Below are 18,004 nucleotides of genomic sequence, written 5' to 3'. Positions count from 1 at the left end.
CTGTCAGCATTGACGGGGCTCTCTCAGTTGATACTGTGAGCGCAAGCGAAAGCCTGCACTTTTCAGTGCCTTCGACTCATGTTATCGCGTGGACAATCACCTCCAGTAGAAAATCGCTTGGCGCGTAACCCACAGAGATTTTCCTGTTTTTCTTGCGTTTCTCGCGCACACCTCTCCTCCCACTCCCGTCCTTTCTATCGGCTAGGCTGTTGGGGCGAAACAAGTGCACGGAAATGAGGAAAAGTGGGAATCGAAGCGCAGAATTTGGAAATCCGTATCGGAGCACGTCAGCTGCTTGCTCCTATGAATTTCCATATTGCCAAGGGAGATCACGTGGGTTTGGTTGGCCGCAACGGTGCTGGCAAAACGACGCTGACCCGCGTCATCACTGGTGATATGCTGCCTGCTTCCGGTTTTGTTCATGTTTCGGGCAAGTTGGGTTACCTTCCGCAGTCGACGCACGTAGGCGATGCGCAGCAGATGGCTTTGGATCGCATTATGGATGCACGCGATATTGGTAATCTTTTGAAGCGCCTTCGTAAGACGGAGAAGGAGATGACCTCCTCTGACCCTGCCGTGATGGAAAAGGCGATGAACCGCTACGACCGCACTCTGGCTGAATTTGACAATGCGGGTGGCTATGCCGCTCAGTCAGAGGCTATCAAGATGGGTATGGCTTTGGGGCTTGAGGAGAGCACTCTTCGCCAGCCTTTGGGTACTCTTTCCGGCGGTCAGCGTAGGCGTATTGAGTTGGCGCGCATTCTTTTCTCGGATGCGGATACCTTGATTTTGGATGAGCCGACGAACCATCTGGATGCGGATTCTATTGAATGGTTGAAGCGCTTCTTGCAAAACTACCCGGGTGGTTTCCTCGTCATTTCCCACTCCACTGAGCTGCTGGATGAAACGGTGAATCGTGTGTGGCATTTGGATGCTCGCACGGCAACGATCACCGTGTATAACTTGGGTTGGTCGGCGTATTTGAAGCAGCGTGCCGCCGATGAGGAGCGCATTCGCCGTGAGCGTGAGGTTGCTCAGAAGAAGGCGGAGCGTTTGATGAAGGAAGGCATCCGCTTGCACGCGAAGGCAACGAAGGCTGTGGCTGCTCAGCAGATGATTCGTCGCGCTGAAAAGCTGTTGGCCGAGACTCAGCCGGTGGAGAAGGCAGAGAAAGTAGCTGATTTGCGCTTCCCTACCCCAGCTCCGGTTGGCCGTACGCCGATCATGGCCAAGAATATTTCCAAGAGCTTCGGCTCCAACGAAGTGTTTACTGGAATTGATTTGGCGATTGACCGCGGTTCCAGGGTGGTAATCTTGGGCTATAACGGCGCCGGTAAGACGACGACTTTACGTATTTTGGCTGGCCAGGAGCAGACGGATTCCGGTGAAGTGATTTACGGGCATGGCTGCAAAATTGGCTATTTCGCTCAGGAACACGACACTTTGGATAATGACGCCACGGTGTTGGAGAATCTGCAGCATGTGGCTCCTGAGTTGGATAACACGCAGACGCGCACTATTTTGGGCTCTTTCCTCTTCTCGGGTGAAGACGCTGATAAGCCTACCTCGGTGCTTTCTGGTGGTGAGAAAACAAGATTAGCACTGGCCACTTTGGTGACGTCGAAGGCTAATGTTCTGCTGCTCGATGAGCCGACCAACAACTTGGATCCGCAGTCGCGCGATCAGATTCTCTCTGCTATTTCCAAGTATGAGGGTGCGATTGTTTTGGTGACCCACGATCAGGGTGCTGTGGAGGCTTTGCGCCCGGAGCGTGTGCTGTTGCTGCCCGATGGTGATGAGGATTTGTGGGATGATTCCTACCTTGAGCTGGTGACGATGGAGTAGCCCCCCCCCCGCAAGCCCCCTCACGTCAGGGCTTATACGGCGAGTATTTGCGCGATGGAGTTTACCCCCCCCCAGCAACCTACGCACCTCAGGGGCTTGTACGGTGTGCGCCCTCATACCGACAGGCATTTCACCGAGTAATAACGTGTTCACAAGAATGCTGTAATCTATGGAGAAAAGTGTCTCGAGAGGGAGCAGGAATGACCCTTCTGCAATTGCAGTACATCATCAAGATCGTCGAAGCCGGAAGCATGAACGAGGCGGCCAGGGATCTCTATATTTCCCAGCCAACCCTTTCTGCACAAGTTCGCGACCTCGAAGAAGAATTAGGGTTCTCCATTTTCCAACGCTCCCACCAGGGAATCTCCCTGACCTCGGAAGGCGCACACTTCTTGGTCTACGCTCGCCAGCTCGTCGAGCAGGCCAGCATGATCGAAGACCGCTTCCTCAAAAAGAGCGGACGCAACCAACTGTGCACGATCTCCACTCAGCACTTCATGTTCGCTTTGGAGGCTTTGGCTGAGCAGTTGAGAACCGAGCGCACAGAATCGTATGAGGTGGCACTGCGCGAAACCACTACTCGCGACATCATCGAGCAAGTGGCACAGATGCGCTCGGACATCGGCATCCTGTACCTGAGCGAATACAACCGCGACATCATCACTCGCATGCTGCGCACCAAGCACTTGACCTTCTACCCTCTCTTCCGCGCGAATTTGCACGTGTTCCTTTCCTCGAACAATCCGCTGGCCGACCGAGACCGCGTGAGCTTGGACGAGTTGCGCGACTACCCGTTCATCAAGTACGAACAGGGCGATGATTCATCTCTCTTCTTCGCTGAAGAGGCAATCTGGCCGAATAAGCCGAGCAAGGTCATTACGATTTCTGACCGCGCTTCCATGCTCAACCTTATCCAGACTGTGAACGCTTACACTATTTCGACTGGCATTGATAATGAGGATTTGAACCCCGATAAAGTGGCGACTGTGCGTTTGGATACGGACCGCACGATGATTATCGGCTGGATTAAGCCTCAGCGCACTCAGCTTTCTGAAGGTGCCGTGAACTACCTCAAGCATTTGCAGCACATCATCGTTCGTAAGGGTTACAAGCTGATTGACCCGAAGACTTTGGTCGCCGAGCTCAAAGAGAAGAGTGCGGCGATGGTTCATAATTCGGCTACAGGAAGATTAACGGAAGCCGAAGTCGTCGACCACTTACTGGCACCGCGTTCAGGTTCGCCTTCTCAAGCAAGTTCGGGCACACAAATGCAGCCGGCGCGTGTACCGCAAGAGCCCGGTGATAACGCAACTTTGGGCTCTGTGGTGGGTACCGCTGCTGGTTCGAGTGCTCTGGGCGGGGTGAGCGCAAAGATTGGCGCTGACGAGCGCGCTCGCGTTTCTGAAGATTCCGCTGAGAACCTGATGGACCTTGCTTCTACGGAAGCTGGTTCCGTGTTCTTCCGTCCAGAAGACGATGAAATCGACCCGGTGGATGAGCAGAGCAGGAAGCGCCGCGACCAGCGCCATCAGAATTCTCAACACTAATTCCTCGTCAGTTGAATCATGATTGATACAACAATTCCACTGATCGCGAGGAATAACTTGCATGCACTAAGGAGAGAGCGACTCTGCTCAATCTCTTGTGACTCGCTTGATCAGAAGAGATACACCTATGGGCGCATCGACGTGGAAACGGAAAACCATCTTATCGTAGTAACAAACTATGAAGAAGATACACCATACTTTGATGAAATCGAGCAGATTCCACGTTTGCGAGTCTCTGTCTTCAGGAGAGAAGAAAAAGTACCAATCCAGGGGGCACAGCCTCTTAATAAATATGCACTCTATGGTGCAATAAAAGGAGTTGAGATTGTTGATGATGATATTTCATTTTCCTCAACTCCATTCCGCATTAAGCAATCTCACGGTTTAATTTTCTCGACTGAAAAAGAAAACCTATACATAAGTACAACTGGAATCTTCAGCGAGATGCTTATACCAAAGATATCGAGCATTCCGCTAGACAGTATCATTACCGTTGCCCAAGTTGAGGAAGATTGGTCGGATGAAACACCTGCCGCAGTGAAACGGAAAATCGAATCTGTATAATATAACTTTGGGATACAGGCTCATGGAAAAATCATGCTTGCCTGCACCCCAGAGACTTTCTCAACTCGAAATACTAGATATTCCAGCGACCATGAGCTTCCTTGTTGCGAATGTGCTGAGCAACATCGTGTAAACGCGAGCCCATAATCGTGGCAATCGGCATGCCGTGAACCTTCCAACCATTAAACGGCGAATTGTGACCGTTGGAGAAGAAGCGGCGAGTATCGATATTCCACTTTTGCTTCGGCGCGACCAAGCTCAAACGCACATGCTGGTGACGGCCATCAGTGAGGTCAAGCACGCGGTGAGCCTTCTGACCAGCAGACTGTGAAGAAGCGGCAATCTGGTCGAAATCGGAAGTCTCCGACGCCTCCGGGTTCACCGTGACGCGAGTAGCCAACGCCTTCAAGCTCTCCTGAGCAGCAAGAGCAGGGTCCTGAGTAAGCATCATCGAAATGCGGTTGCGGTTCAAACCCAAAATCTGAGCAGGACCCAAACTCATCAACTCCACCAAACGGCGGTCACCAATCACACCGGTCGTCACCAGCAGAGTGTGTGCCAGAGCGTACGAGGTTTCCAAACCAGAAATACCATCCAAAGCAGAGAGCGCGTGAGCCTGACGGTCAGCCAAAGTCAGAGGCGTGTGGTCGGTAGCAATCGCGTCCACCGTGCCGTCAGCAATAGCCTCCAAAGTGGCCAGACGGTCAGCAGCCGAACGCAGAGGCGGATTCACCTTCGCATACGCGCCATAACGCTCCACATCCTTATCCGTCAAAGCGAAATAGTGCGGAGCAGTCTCACACGTCACTGGCAAGCCCTCCTGCTTGGCCTCACGAATGAGGTCAAAACCACCGGCAGTGGTGACATGCTGCAAATGCAGGCGCGCACCCGTGCGACGGCAGGATTCAATATCGCGACGAATCACATCAATCTCAGCAGAATCCGGAATACCCGGCACACCGAGACGACGGGAAAGCTCGCCTTCATTGATCATGCCGCTCGTGTGGTTTTCGCAATGGTCCATCACCACGAGATCATTGACATGAGCCAACTCCATCACGCGATCCAGCATGCGCTCGGAGATCGCGCGAGGGTCATCACTCAAAGCAACCACCGGGTGGCCATAACGCTTCACCGAATCAGAACCGCGCAGGAAACGCTCCCACATGCGCTCACGCGAGACGCGGCGACCCTGCCGGTCAACGGTAGCGGCCGCAACCATGCAATAGTCGATCGGCTGGTTAGGGTCAAAAGAGTCAGCATAACGCTGCCAGTAATCCAAAACCGAGCTGAAACCTTGGCCAATCAGCTCCTCGCGGCTGGCCTGGCCCTCCATAAACGGCTCGCCGTCCGCAGCAGGAAGCGTATCGGGCATCATTGCCACATCCGTGAAACCGCCGGCAGAAGCAGCAGCAGAACCGGAACGAATATCCTCACGCTGAGTGTTGCCTGGGTCGAAGAAGTGCACGTGCATGTCAACCAAGCCAGGGGTGACGGTGACTCCGGTGCAGTCGATGGTTTCGCCAATGAGGTGCGAGTGGCGAGTTTGCGCGATGATATCAATAATCTCGCCGGTATCCCACACCTTGATGTTGGCAAGGCGGACGGAACCCATAAAAACAGATGACATGCTTCCTCCTTTAAGCCTTACTAGTCTAGCGACAGGCCTCGGCGGGACAAACCGAGATTATCACTACGACGTAGCTCAGCCTCAGAATTGTGCGGCAGCTGAGCAATATTCGCAGCGGTACTCCCCGAGGTTTTTATCTGCGAGCACAAAAACCTGATCCAAATACGGTTCTGTCTGTGTCACACAGCGCGGGTTCACACACCGAATCGTGTTGACTACGCGAGCGGGTAACACTGGGTCAACAGTACGCACCGGTTTGCCTTCTTCAACGCGGGCGATGATGGCGTGAGGAGCGAAGAGAGCGAGCATATCCGTGTCGATCTCGTCAACGCGCACACCCAATAAATCCTCGTGGCCTGCTGCGCGCGAGGCAACATTCGTCGCGATAACAACGGTTTCTTCGCTAGGGTCGATCTTCAAGTAATTGAGCAGACTCAAGGAACCGCCGGCAGGCACATGCTCGATGACGTAACCGCGGCCCAGCACGGCGGCTAGGCGGGTGAGGATGAGGTCATTCACCTCGTCAGCGCCGGTGGTTACTGGGGTTGCGGCGACTACTGGGCTTGCAGCAGCAGGGGTTATTGCAGCACTTGTGTTGAGCTCACTCATCGACATCACTTCCCTGCTCGGCAAACACAACAGACTCATCAAACTGCTGAGGCAACTTTCCCAACAGCGTGGCAATCAACGCCATACGCACATCCACACCCAAACTGATCTGCGTGAAATAAGCGGCGCGCGGGTCATCATCCACTGCCCTATCAATTTCCAAACCTCGCGGAAGAGGGTGCAAGATCGCCAGATCAGGCTTCGCAGCCCGCAGCAACTCGGGGGTCACCCTATAGTCGCGTGATAATCTTTTGCCATTTGCCGTCGAGTTACTGGCCTGACGAGCTTGACCGGTAGGCTCGACTTGAGTGGGGTAAAAACTCGTCATATACAGCACGTCCAAGCTGGAGATGACAGGCCTGAGCGAGTCCACCTCCTCGTAGCTAAAGCCCGGCGTGCGATCCAAACGCGCCAAAACCCAATCCGGCATGCGATTTTGCCGAGTGCTGACCAGCACGAAATGCAGGTTATGGCCCAAGCGGCACAAAGTCGTCACCAGCGAGTGAGCGGTACGGGAAGCCGCGAGATTACCACACAGGCCAATAGTCAAGTTTCTTAACTTTCCACCCTTCAAACGCAACAAGGTGGCAAGGTCAGCCAGGGTTTGCGTCGGGTGCAAATGCCCACCGTCCCCAGCGTTAATCACCGGCACGTCAGAAGCGCGAGCAGCCACCAAAGCTGAGCCTTCGCGAGGGTGACGGATGACGATGATATCGTCAATTTGAGAGAGCGAGCGGATGAGGTCGTGAATGGTCTCGCGGAAAACCAGATCATCGGTGTCGAGCGAGCGGCCCTCATATTCGGCAACATGCCCACCTAGGCGCAGCATGGCGGTTTCAAAGCTCAAACGAGTGCGGGTAGACGGCTGGTAGAACAGGGTTGCCATTACCGAGCCTGCTGCCAATTGGGAAGCGTCATCGCGGTGAGTGCGCATCCATTCGGCGAGGCGTAGCAGATGCAAAATCTGCTCGGCACTCCACTCGTCCAAGGAGACGAGATGCGAACCTTTCAGCTGCTCGAGTTGTTGAGCCATACGTCCTCACTCTCTGGGTTGATTGCGCTGCGCTCACGGCGCGGAACTGATTGCGCTGATTGCGCTGTGCTTCACGCTAACAGCGCGCGGCGGCAGTGTCACATCACGCACACGAGCACGTGCGCACCTTCCAAAGCCACCACATCATAAGGGTGCGCTGCCTGAACTTCACTCAACTCCTGCGCACTCAGACTCACCTTTTGCGATTCCAGCTCGCCGTGCGTAAAGCGAACCACCACCGGCCCGCCTTCCTCACTTTCCGCTTTCGCCTTGTTAAAACGCATATACGTTTCTACCAGCTCAGGCGGAAGTGCATGCACCGCAATGCCGCGGCGTTCCTTCTGAATGGTAATCTTCTCGCCCAAATGGTGAAGAACGGCTTCACGACGACGCTTGAGCGCCATGCCAGAATCGCGCAAACGCTCGTCATTCTTGCCCAAAATAGTGATGGAATGCTCGCACTGGGCTTTCACATCCTGCGCACTCGCCTTTTCACCGTCCAGTTCCTTGAGGCGAGCTTGAGCGGCGACTCTCTTTTGAGCGATAGTCGCGAGTTTCGCTGAATCGCTGGTCGCCTGCTGACTGGTGGTCAACTGGTCAAGATGCTCGGCAAGCTTGCTTTCCTGCTGGGCGATGTCGTCGAGGGCGAGCTGAGCCTTCTGTGCGCGCGAGGAAAGTTGGGCTTGCTGCATGGCAAGCACTTTGCGCTGTTCGATGAGCATTTTGAGCTTGCGCGTTTCCTCAAGCTCTTCTGCTTCGTTGCGGATGTGGCGGATCTTCGTGTCGGTAACCTGAAGATCGAACAGAAGTTGTTGAATTCTCGCTGTAGCCTGCATAACTCCTAGCTTAGTATTAGTGCTGCTCAGAATAGAAGTTGCTGTCAAACACGTGGCGGGCGCGTCGCATGAGGGCCAGAATCTCGTTTTCGAACCACTCTCCCCTATGCGCACCCAAACCCATGCAGGCGGCCATCGCACCCAGTGAGTACTCGTCGTCTGGTAGCTGGTCGGCACGCTCGGCTCGCCCTTGCCACAAATATGCGGCATTTCTTGCGTCGGCAACCATACTCCACGCAGCTCGCAGTATCTGGGCATCCTCAGCCGAAATGAGATTATCAGTTTGGGCTGCATCGAGCGCGTCCAGTGTTGAGGTGGTGCGCAGATTTTCAAACTCACCAGCGTGTTGCAATTGCACGGTTTGAACGAGCCATTCGACGTCGGACAAGCCTCCCCAGCCCAGTTTCAACGCCCGCTGCCTACTCATAGCTCTGGGCAGGCGTTCTGCTTCGACGCGAGCTTTCATCCGCTGGATTTCGCTCACCTGGCTGCTCGTCAGCCCTGATTGTGGGTAGCGCACGGGATTGATGATCGTGCTGATAATCTTGGTGCCTAAGTCGGGCTCACCGGCGACGAAACGGGCGCGCAAAAGAGCCTGGAATTCCCAGGTTTGCGCCCACTGGGAGTAATAGGCGGCCACCGAGTCGAAGGAGCGGACCAAAGGCCCGTTTTTGCCTTCCGGGCGCAAGTCGAAGTCGAGGTCGATGCCGCGCTCGGAGCCCATCGGCGCGCTGATAATCTGGGTGAGGTCGTTGATGCGGGCGAGCGTCACCGAGCGGGCAAGTTCAGGGTCAACGCCTTCTTGCGCCTCGTAAACGCACATCAAATCAGCATCGGAGCTGAAGGCTGTTTCCTGGCCACCAAAGCGGCCCAAACCCAGCAAAATAGCGCTCACACCCGGGGCAGGGTGGGCTTTCGCCGTCCACCGCCAGGCCGAAGCAATCACCGCCTCCAACAAGGCCGTCAAGCCTTTGCGCAGCTGGGAGGCGCTGACCACCTGAACAACCCAGCCCAAAGCCAAGCGTTCCACCTCTTGACGGTACAAGGCGCGCAACGACTGGGCAAAGCCAGGCATATCATCACCAAAACGCAGCTCCTGGGCCAAACATTGAACGTCCAAGCTTTCGCGAGTGCGCGCTTGCAGATCAGCGTCGAGAGCAAGCCAACTGACTGACTCCACCGACTTCGCCAACAAATCACCCAAGAAACGCGAATTGGAGACAATCCAACACAGCCTCTGAGCCGCCTGAGAGCTATCGCGCAACAAACCCAAGTAGCGCGAGCCCTCCGGGAAACGCTCTTCAATGCGCTCGAGAGCGAGCAAACCCATGTCCGGGTCCTGCCCCTCACCCAAGTGCGCGAGCAGAGAGGGGAAAATGATGCGGTTAATGCGAGCAGCCCTACTAAAACCTTGGGTTAAACGCGCCACACGCTTCATCGCTACGTCAGGGTCGGCAAAACCAATGGAAGCGTAGCGCTGGCGGGCAGCTTGAGTGGTCAGGCTCAGGTCATCCTCGCTCCATTCGGCGAGCAGTGGCAGCAGCGGGCGGAAGTAGATTTCCTCATGCAGGCGGCGAACCTGGCGGCGGGTTTGGTCAAAGCGTCGAACTAACTCGTCGGGCAGCAAGGAGAGCTCGCGAGCCAGACGGCGCAGCTGAGCATTCGCACCCATCTTGGCCACGGAAATTTGCCGGGCAGAATCGAGACCACCATTGCCCTGCTCGCCGAGGTCGGGGAAAAGATGCGTACGCTTGAGCTCCCACATTTGCTGGCGATGCTCGAGAACCCGCTCGAAACGGTAGCATTCGTCGAGTTTTGCACCCGGCTTCTTGCCCACATAGCCTCCAGCGACGAGAGCTTTGAGGGCATCGAGAGTTGCGGTGCAACGCAGGCTTTCGTCACTGCGCCCGTGGACGAGTTGCAGCATTTGCACGGTGAATTCCACATCGCGCAGGCCGCCTTTGCCGAGTTTAATCTCACGATCTTTGAGGTGGAGAGGGATGAGGCTTTCGACGCGCTCGCGCATGGCACGGCATTCGTACACAAAGTTCGGCCGCGCTGCTGCTGACCACACGTAGTGCGTGGCCATCTGCGTAAACTGCTCGGCGAGAGTGTTGTCGCCTCCGATAGGACGAGCTTTGAGGAGAGCTTGGAACTCCCAATTTTGAGCCCATTTGCTGTAGTAAGTGTCAAAAGCTTCGAGAGTGCGTACGAGTGGTCCGTCTTTGCCTTCGGGGCGCAAGGCGGTGTCGATATCCCATAAGGCTGGCTCGTTGACGTTAGGCAAGGTTTGCGAGCAGAATTTCTGGATTTTCTGCGCGATTGTGGTGCCGATGGCCCGCACCTGCTCGGCACCGAGCGTGGCTGAGGTGGGGGCTTGGTCGCAGGCCGGATCGCAGACAAACACGAGGTCACAGTCCGACACATAGTTGAGCTCCTGAGCACCCAACTTTCCCATGGCCACCACCACAAACTTCACGTGCTCAGCCTGAGGAGTAGTGGAGATTGCCAGCTCATAAGCACTTTCAATCGCTGCGCTTGCCAAAGACGACAGCGCGGCAGACACCTGGGGTTGAATGCTGAGCGGATCGTTCTCCAAATCCCATGCCATCACGCTTGCCAGTTGACGGTAGTATTCGCGACGCATCGCGCTGAGTTTGATGGCGAGCAGCTGCTCGGGCTGAGATGTGGCAGCAGATGAACTTGGGACCGCTGAGACTGTACTCGCTGCTTTAACTGCAGCATTCATGGCAGCACCCATTGCATCATGCCGCTGTTCTTGATTCCACGAGCAGCATTGCCTGCGCATTGCCGCTTGGATGAGGTCTGCTCGCGAGTTCATGAGCATTCCCATTTGCCGTGAAGCTCCGAGCACGCGAATCAGCGATACGAAGGCCGTGTCGGAACTGGGAAGCGGAAGAACGCGCTGAGGTTGAGCAGGCTGGTTGGACTGATCAGATTGTTGGGACTGATCAGCTTGCTCCAACGGCTCATCTGAAACAGCAGGGGCAACGGTCTTATCACCCCACAAATCTGCAAGGCGCGAGTAGGCCACCATGGCAGTGTCCGGATCTGCACTGAGCGTGACGGCGGAAAACAGCGCCTGAAGGAAGCCTTCTTGCTCCTGCTGCGGGCGTGCTGATAATCCTAAGCTTGTGAGGCTCGCCAAGCCCAGGCGAGCAAAGCGGTGAGCGGGTGTCAGGCGGGCTCGTTCAGCCAGGTGCAGTGCAGATTCTTCCATCGCTACTCTTCTTCCTCGTGGGAAGGCTCGTTAGTAGGTTCACTTTCCGCGGCGTGATTGGAAAGCTCGTCAGCCGGCTCGCTGCCAGCCGCAGGGTGAGAAAGCTTGTTGTTAGGCTCGGCACTTTGTTCGCCATCCGAGGTGAGCGAGCGCAACAGCGTGACCTGAGCGTGAAGGTCGCGCAACACGCGGCGAATCTTGTGGTCAGAAATCGTGCGCGCATCCAACGATTCCAGCAGATCGAGGGCATCTTGTGCATCGAGCGCAGCCTGCGAATGGGAAGCGCCAGAGGCTGGTGCAGAAGCACCAGCAGCACCAACTTCCTCGGCACCACCGGCGGCGTCAGCCAGCGCTTCCCCCGCGCGCTGACCCGTGCGGTCCACATCCGAATACACATCCTTCGAACCATGACGGTTCTTCTTCAACGGCTCCACACCAGCAGCCATCGTGCGCGCAATCACCAAGAAACCAGTGTGCCCAATCATGTCGTGGTTTGGCCTGACAGCAAGGCCCTCTGCCTTCCAGGTGCGCTCCATCAGCTCGTATATCTCGGGCTCTGTCCAGCGATCCTCCGCCCTGAGCTGCTCGCACAACCGGCTCATCTGCGTTGTTGTTGTCACATAGCAGGTCATCACAGCACCCGGCTGCAAAATTCGCCATGCTTGGCTGGTGTGGTTCCACGGGTCCAACAAGTCGAAAACCAAGCGATCGTACGAATGCTCGTCGAGGCTCGCTGCCACCTCGTCGAAACCGCCGACCTCGATATTCCACTGGCTAGGTGGCATGCCGAAATACAGCTCGACGTTGGCCGCCGAAATTTCTGCAAACTCCGGGCGTTTCTCAATGGTCGTCACATGCCCTGTTTCACCGACAGCATCGATCAGCGCCAAGCTCATTGCCCCTGAGCCGCCACCCGACTCCATCACGCGCATACCCGAGCGAATATCGCCGTACATGAGCGTGAGCGCAATATCCTTGGGGTACATAATCTGTGCGCCGCGAGGCATGGAGAGCTGATAATCCATCATCCTGGGGCGCAGGCACAGGTACTCCCAGCCGCCGATAGCCTTCGCATTCTTACGCGATTCCTCGCCCGCACGCCTGACTTTGCTTACCGAAGTGACGATGGTACCTGGCATCTGGCCGATAATATCGTCGTGGCGAATCAGGCCGTGGCCGGTTTCCGACACTTGCCCGCTGGCCAGTTGAATCGTCACTTTTTTGGCTTTTTTATCGCTCAGTTGTACCTTTTCGCCGGCTTGAAATGCACGCGCCACTCTAGCCTCCTCTAGTCGTCTTTCTTGAGATTATCAGAAACAAAAAAGCCGGGAGCAAGCTCCCGGCACACGCTGATAATGCGATCAGACTGCGGTTCCGTTTTCGTCAACATACGGGTTGCGGTCGTGATCGGAGCGCACGAAGAAGAGGCTGACCACGCCGATGACGAAGACGACGGTCACCGCCACGATTGCGGCGAGTGGAAGGCGTGGAATCCACATGACGATGAGGAATGCCACGGCAGACACGACGATGAACAGCCAGCTGAAGAACTTGGCCCATTCACGAGGAGTGCGCTTGCGAGCGATGGTCAGGTTGACATCATCCTGAGAGCTTGCTGGCTCCTCGACTGGCTTATCCACGCGGCTTGGACGCCACTCGCCGTTCTTGGTGCGAGCAACACGGTCTGCCTGGTTATCAAACTTGCGCTGAGAAGAAACGCCCTTGGTTTCTTCATCCTTCATACGCGCGGCTGCGCGGCGCTGTGCTCTATTCGCCACTGCACATCTCCTCACGACATTGTTTTGCGCTTCTGCGCAAACTCACTGCTCCTATACTACGCAATACGCGGAATTTGGGGAAATTAACCCAAGAACGCTTCGATCATGCCATCGTTAAGCAACTTGCCCTTCACGGTTGGCCGCACACGCAACTGCCCACTCTTGTCGGTGAAACGCTCCAGCAAACCCTGCTCGCAGAAACTGTTCACCTGTTCGCGGGCCTGAGCTCGCTGGGTGACATCGCCATCGGCGATGGTAGAAACCAGCTCGTCGAAAGCAATTCCTTCGTACAAGCGCAGGGAAAGCATGAGCTTTTCCTCGCGGGCTTCCTGGCCAGTGATAATCTCATGGCCTGCCCACGGCAAAATACCCGCTTCCACCTGTCGCGTCCACACCTTCGGGTGCCTTGTATCCCAGGAGCGCAAGTTACCAGCGTGCGCATGAGCCCCCGGGCCTAAACCAGCCCAATCGGCACCTCGCCAGTAGCCCAGATTGTGACGATCCTCATGCCCCGGCTTCGCCCAATTACTCACCTCATACCACTGGTAGCCCGCCTGAGCTAGCTGCTCGCACGCAATCTCATACTTGTGCGCTTCGTCATCATCGCGAGGAGTTTCCAGCTCGCCGTGGGCAATGCGCTGGCCCATCTTCGTGCCTGGCGCCACAGTGAGCGCGTAGCAGGAAATATGGTCAGGCTCCAAGCTCAGAACCGCGTCGAGAGAGCGCTTCCAATCGTCCACGCTCTCCCCTGGAGCCCCGTAAATGAGGTCGAGCGAAGTGGAAAGGCCCGCTTTTTTAGCCCAGCCGACCGCCGAAACGACATTCGCTTGGTTATGCGTGCGGTCCAGAACCTGCAAAACATGAGGAACGGCCGACTGCATGCCCAGAGAAATACGCGTAAAACCACCCTCGGCAAGCTCGTTGATACTCTTTTCGCTGACCGTGTCCGGGTTGGCCTCAGTACTCGCCTCGTAGCCCAGATTATCAGGCTGAAGATTGGCAGGGAGCAAGCCCCAGATCTGACGCACGCGGGTGAGCATCCTCACCAAGTCTGCCGCAGGAAGGATCGTCGGAGTTCCGCCACCAAAGTAGACGGTGGATGCCGGCTTGAGCTTCATCCCCGCACTTTGTTGCCAGAGAGCGTAGAGCTCCATCTCTTTGATGAGCTCGTTAGCGAAGTTCTCTCGGCTCGCGCCTTCGCCGAAATCCATGGTGGTGTACGTGTTGAAATCACAGTAGCCACAACGGCGGTAGCAGAAGGGAACGTGCACGTAAACTTCGAAAGGAATGTCCTTACCCTGCTCGAAAGCTGCAGCCTGCTCGCCAGCGTGCTGATAATCTTGGCGCAGTTTTTCGAGAGCCTGAGGGGAAGCTGTCGGACGGAAGCCGCGGGGAACTTTGCCCTCCGAGCGGTACACGCCTTTGCCCAGGCCCAGAGGGTCACTCTCCTCCACCGGGTCGGGGTTATCTTGCCAGTCGACGCCGCCGATGGTGGGGATTTCCCAGCCGCGAGAGTCAGGAGTGCCAGTGGTATCGAGCTCGCTCACAGGCTGGCCTTCTTCTTCGCCGCACGAATCTTCTCGCGAGTATCACGATCCGTCGTGTCATCCGTCGACAAAGCAGCGATGAAGGCTTCCTGCGGCACTTCCACACGCCCGAGCATCTTCATCTTCTTCTTGCCAGCCTTCTGCTTTTCGAGCAGCTTCCTCTTACGAGTGATATCGCCGCCGTAGCACTTGGCCAACACATCCTTACGCAGTGCAGAAATCGTCTCACGCGCAATAATGCGAGCGCCAATCGCCGCCTGCAACGGAATTTCGAAGAGCTGGCGAGGGATGAGCTTTTGCAGCTTCTTCGTCATCATCACGCCATACGCATACGCCTTATCGCGGTGGACGATGGCCGAGAACGCATCGACGCGCTCGCCTTGAATGAGAATGTCAACCTTCACCAAGTCAGCTTCCTGCTCGCCAGAAAGCTCATAGTTCAAGGTTGCGTAACCCTTCGTGCGCGACTTGAGCTGGTCGAAGAAGTCGAAAACGATCTCGCCGAGAGGAAGCTCATAGTGCAAGTCAACGCGCTCGGTGGAGAGGTACTCCATATTCTTCATATTGCCGCGATGCTCTTGGCACAGGTCCATCACGTCACCCACAAACTCCTTCGGAGTGATGATGTCCGCATCAGCAACAGGCTCGTACACTGCGCGAATCTTACCTTCGGGGTATTCGCTCGGGTTCGTCACGGTAATTTCAGAACTGTCTTCAGCAATCACACGGTAGTGGACGTTCGGCGCAGTGGTAATCAGTTCGAGGCCGAACTCGCGGCGCAAACGCTCGACGATAATCTGCATGTGCAGCAAGCCCAAGAAGCCGCAGCGGAAGCCAAAGCCCAAAGCGACGGAGGTTTCTGGCTGATAAACCAAAGAAGCGTCGTTAAGAACGAGCTTATCTAGCGCGTCGCGAAGGTCAGGGTAATCGACGTTATCCATCGGGAAAATGCCGGCATACACCATCGGCTCTGGCTCACGGTAACCAGGCAGAACCTCCGTGGCCGGGTTCTTTTCCGTGGTAATGGTATCGCCCACCTTACTTTGCGACACATCCTTCACGCCCGTAATAATGTAGCCAACCTCACCGGCACCCAGCGACTGCGTCGGCTGCATATCCGGGCTGATCACACCCAGCTCGATCGGGTCGTGAGCCGAGCCCAAACCCATTTGGCGCACACGCTCGCGAGAGTGAATTTCGCCGTCCTCCATACGAATGTAGGTGACGATGCCGCGATAGGAGTCGTACACGGAGTCGAAGATCAGTGCGCGAGCAGGAGCATCAGGGTCGCCGTGCGGGGCAGGAATCTTCTTGACGATCGTGTCCAAAAGCTCAGGGATGCCTTCACCCGTCTTACCCGAAACGCGCAGAATATCGTCGGGGTCGCAGCCAATCAGATTGGCAATCTCCTCACCATACTTTTCTGGCTCGGCAGAAGGCAGGTCAATTTTGTTGAGCACCGGGATGATTTCCAGGTCGTCATCCAACGCCATGTACAAGTTGGACAAGGTCTGCGCTTCGATGCCCTGGGTAGCGTCGACGAGCAGGACGGCTCCTTCGCATGCGGCGAGCGAGCGGGAAACCTCGTACGTAAAGTCGACGTGGCCTGGCGTGTCGATCATGCCCAGTGTGTATTCAGTGCCGTCTACCGCCCACGGAACGCGCACAGCCTGGGATTTAATAGTGATTCCACGCTCGCGTTCGATGTCCATTTTGTCGAGGAACTGGTTGCGCATGTCGTGAGCATCTACCACACCGGACAATTGCAAAATACGGTCAGCAACGGTGGACTTGCCGTGATCAATATGCGCAATAATGCAGAAATTCCTGATCAACGACTGTGGGGTCGAACCTGGCTGATTGACCTGCTGCTTCACAACTGCTCCTCATGGCTTGGTTGGCTTTATGGCCTGGCTGGGCTTTTGTCACACTGCTTTCTAGTGTAGGGCATATTTTCGTAGTTGGCAGATTTAGTCTGCCTGTGGTGTATCATAGGGGCTTGTATTTGTAGGCAGTGAACGTCATTTGGAGTACATTCATGGCAAACATCAAGTCTCAGAAGAAGCGTGTTATCACTAACGAGAAGGCACATCAGCGTAACGTCGCCTTCAAGAGCATGCTCAAGACGGAGATCCGCAAGGTCCGCGAAGCCGTTGAGGCTGGCGACAAGAAGGCTGCTGAAGAGGCATTCGCCGTTGCCGCTCGTCAGCTCGATCGCGCTGCAGGCCGTGGCATCATCCACAAGAACCAGGCTGCAAACCGCAAGTCTGCTTTGGCTCTTGCCATCAACAAGCTCTGATCTTTCCGTATCTCAAAAGCAGGTCGAGCTTACGCGTCACATCAGTCTCTGACGCACTGCCCTCTCTAGCCCTTCCTTCGGGAAGGGCTTTTTGTTGCCGCAACAGGCGCTATGACAAATGAGCAGGCTGACAGATTATCAGAAGGGCAGATTATCAGCGCTGGCGAGCATTCCCGCTTTTCGTGACCGCAGGCTCGTCCTGCGGGGCTTCATCACGCTCGATGATCTCTCCGGAGTCCATAACATCGGCCTGATAATCTGGAGAAACTTTGTGCCGGCGAGGCGCGCGGAACATGTAGGCTTCGGAACGCTTTGACGCGCCAGGAACAGTGAGGTTCCATTTCACCGAGGCGAAACGGATGAAAACGATGAAAACAACGATGACGACGTCCCAGAAAATCTCGGTGTTAATCGTGCCGCCACGCGCCAAAATAATGCGATGCGAAATGATGGTAAGGATGCAGGCCACCGCCGAGGGGACCGCGTAAAGGTGCTTGTCACGAATCACCACCGGCACCTCACCTACCAAAACGTCGCGCAGCACGCCACCAGCAAAAGCCGTTGCCATGCCAAGGAAGACTGCCGTCATGCCACCTGTTCCCCAGGCCAGAGCCTTTTCCGTGCCGATCACTGAGAAGAGCGCCATGGCCACCGCATCGAGCAGGATCAGCGTCCAGCGCATGCGCTCGATTTCAGGGTGAATAAACATGATGATCACGCCTGCTGCGATGGCGATCAGCACCATCGCGCGGTCGCGCACACCAACAGGCGGAATGTCACCGAGCAGAATGTCACGCACGAGCCCGCCACCCAGAGCCGTCGCCCAGGCGAGCACGATGATGGCGAAACCGTCGTACTTTTTGCGCACGCCGACCAGGCCTCCCACAAAGCCGGAGACCAGAATGGTGAAGTATTCGATGCCCATGAAAACAGCATTACTTTCTAAAGCAATCTGTTGGGACATATGCCGCTCCTTTGGGCTCATGCTTTGGTTAGCGCTGTGACTGTCAACAGCTGGGTGACTGTCAGCTAAGAATAGCAAAAGGGCCGCTCCTCACACACCGGTCAGTCTCGC

13 protein-coding genes and 1 pseudogene are annotated in these 18,004 nt (G+C 55.9%); 4 read left to right on the top strand and 10 right to left on the bottom strand.

The window, feature by feature from the left end; genetic code table 11:
• The first annotated feature begins 243 nt into the window (after nucleotides 1-243).
• The 3 genes and pseudogenes from AEAE_RS02495 (at nucleotide 244) to AEAE_RS02485 (ending at nucleotide 3,956) form a co-directional block, all read left to right on the top strand.
• Nucleotides 244-1,845 carry an ABC-F family ATP-binding cassette domain-containing protein gene (locus AEAE_RS02495; RefSeq protein ID WP_094689566.1) on the top strand — a complete coding sequence of 534 codons (1,602 nt, stop codon included), beginning with the start codon at nucleotides 244-246 and terminating at the stop codon, nucleotides 1,843-1,845.
• 200 nt (nucleotides 1,846-2,045) lie between these two features.
• A pseudogene (locus AEAE_RS02490) lies at nucleotides 2,046-2,966 on the top strand (LysR family transcriptional regulator); the annotation flags it as partial.
• A gap of 567 nt (nucleotides 2,967-3,533) precedes the next feature.
• On the top strand, nucleotides 3,534-3,956 hold the full coding sequence (locus AEAE_RS02485; protein ID WP_158520473.1) for a hypothetical protein: 423 nt from the start codon (nucleotides 3,534-3,536) through the stop codon (nucleotides 3,954-3,956).
• Between the two features lie 73 nt (nucleotides 3,957-4,029).
• Here AEAE_RS02485 and AEAE_RS02480 read toward each other — a convergent pair whose 3' ends face one another.
• The 9 genes from AEAE_RS02480 to lepA form a co-directional block, all read right to left on the bottom strand.
• A complete protein-coding gene (locus tag AEAE_RS02480; protein WP_094689563.1) occupies nucleotides 4,030-5,586 on the bottom strand; it encodes a dihydroorotase in 1,557 nt (518 codons plus the stop codon).
• 81 nt (nucleotides 5,587-5,667) lie between these two features.
• The gene (locus tag AEAE_RS02475; protein WP_158520472.1) at nucleotides 5,668-6,195 is read right to left on the bottom strand and encodes an aspartate carbamoyltransferase regulatory subunit; all 528 of its coding nucleotides are present in this window, start codon (nucleotides 6,193-6,195) and stop codon (nucleotides 5,668-5,670) included.
• The gene (gene pyrB / locus AEAE_RS02470) at nucleotides 6,188-7,207 is read right to left on the bottom strand and encodes an aspartate carbamoyltransferase (protein ID WP_179373199.1); all 1,020 of its coding nucleotides are present in this window, start codon (nucleotides 7,205-7,207) and stop codon (nucleotides 6,188-6,190) included. Before pyrB ends, AEAE_RS02475 begins: the two co-directional genes overlap by 8 nt.
• A gap of 119 nt (nucleotides 7,208-7,326) precedes the next feature.
• Nucleotides 7,327-8,064 carry a coiled-coil domain-containing protein gene (locus AEAE_RS02465; protein ID WP_094689560.1) on the bottom strand — a complete coding sequence of 246 codons (738 nt, stop codon included), beginning with the start codon at nucleotides 8,062-8,064 and terminating at the stop codon, nucleotides 7,327-7,329.
• A gap of 16 nt (nucleotides 8,065-8,080) precedes the next feature.
• Complete coding sequence (locus AEAE_RS02460) at nucleotides 8,081-11,305, bottom strand: bifunctional [glutamine synthetase] adenylyltransferase/[glutamine synthetase]-adenylyl-L-tyrosine phosphorylase (RefSeq protein ID WP_094689559.1); 3,225 nt, start codon at nucleotides 11,303-11,305, stop codon at nucleotides 8,081-8,083.
• A gap of 2 nt (nucleotides 11,306-11,307) precedes the next feature.
• The gene (locus AEAE_RS02455; RefSeq protein ID WP_094689558.1) at nucleotides 11,308-12,582 is read right to left on the bottom strand and encodes a tRNA (adenine-N1)-methyltransferase; all 1,275 of its coding nucleotides are present in this window, start codon (nucleotides 12,580-12,582) and stop codon (nucleotides 11,308-11,310) included.
• A gap of 84 nt (nucleotides 12,583-12,666) precedes the next feature.
• Nucleotides 12,667-13,083, bottom strand: coding sequence for a hypothetical protein (locus AEAE_RS02450; RefSeq protein WP_094689557.1), 417 nt, complete (start codon nucleotides 13,081-13,083; stop codon nucleotides 12,667-12,669).
• 83 nt (nucleotides 13,084-13,166) lie between these two features.
• Nucleotides 13,167-14,372: a radical SAM family heme chaperone HemW gene (gene hemW / locus AEAE_RS02445; protein WP_244569640.1), complete on the bottom strand. Its 1,206-nt coding sequence runs from the start codon at nucleotides 14,370-14,372 to the stop codon at nucleotides 13,167-13,169.
• A 254-nt stretch (nucleotides 14,373-14,626) separates the two neighbouring features.
• Nucleotides 14,627-16,507, bottom strand: coding sequence for a translation elongation factor 4 (lepA, locus tag AEAE_RS02440; protein WP_094689556.1), 1,881 nt, complete (start codon nucleotides 16,505-16,507; stop codon nucleotides 14,627-14,629).
• A 161-nt stretch (nucleotides 16,508-16,668) separates the two neighbouring features.
• On the opposite strand from lepA, the gene rpsT reads away from it, so the two are divergent.
• On the top strand, nucleotides 16,669-16,929 hold the full coding sequence (gene rpsT / locus AEAE_RS02435) for a 30S ribosomal protein S20 (RefSeq protein WP_094689555.1): 261 nt from the start codon (nucleotides 16,669-16,671) through the stop codon (nucleotides 16,927-16,929).
• A 154-nt stretch (nucleotides 16,930-17,083) separates the two neighbouring features.
• On the opposite strand, the gene AEAE_RS02430 is transcribed toward rpsT, so the two are convergent.
• Nucleotides 17,084-17,893, bottom strand: coding sequence for a trimeric intracellular cation channel family protein (locus AEAE_RS02430; protein ID WP_158520471.1), 810 nt, complete (start codon nucleotides 17,891-17,893; stop codon nucleotides 17,084-17,086).
• Between the last annotated feature and the right edge of the window lie 111 nt (nucleotides 17,894-18,004).

The organism is Aeriscardovia aeriphila (genome assembly GCF_002259595.1).
Taxonomy (GTDB): domain Bacteria; phylum Actinomycetota; class Actinomycetes; order Actinomycetales; family Bifidobacteriaceae; genus Aeriscardovia; species Aeriscardovia aeriphila.
The sequence above is the reverse complement of the archived record's forward strand: the minus strand, read 5'-3'. Positions and strand labels throughout refer to the sequence as shown.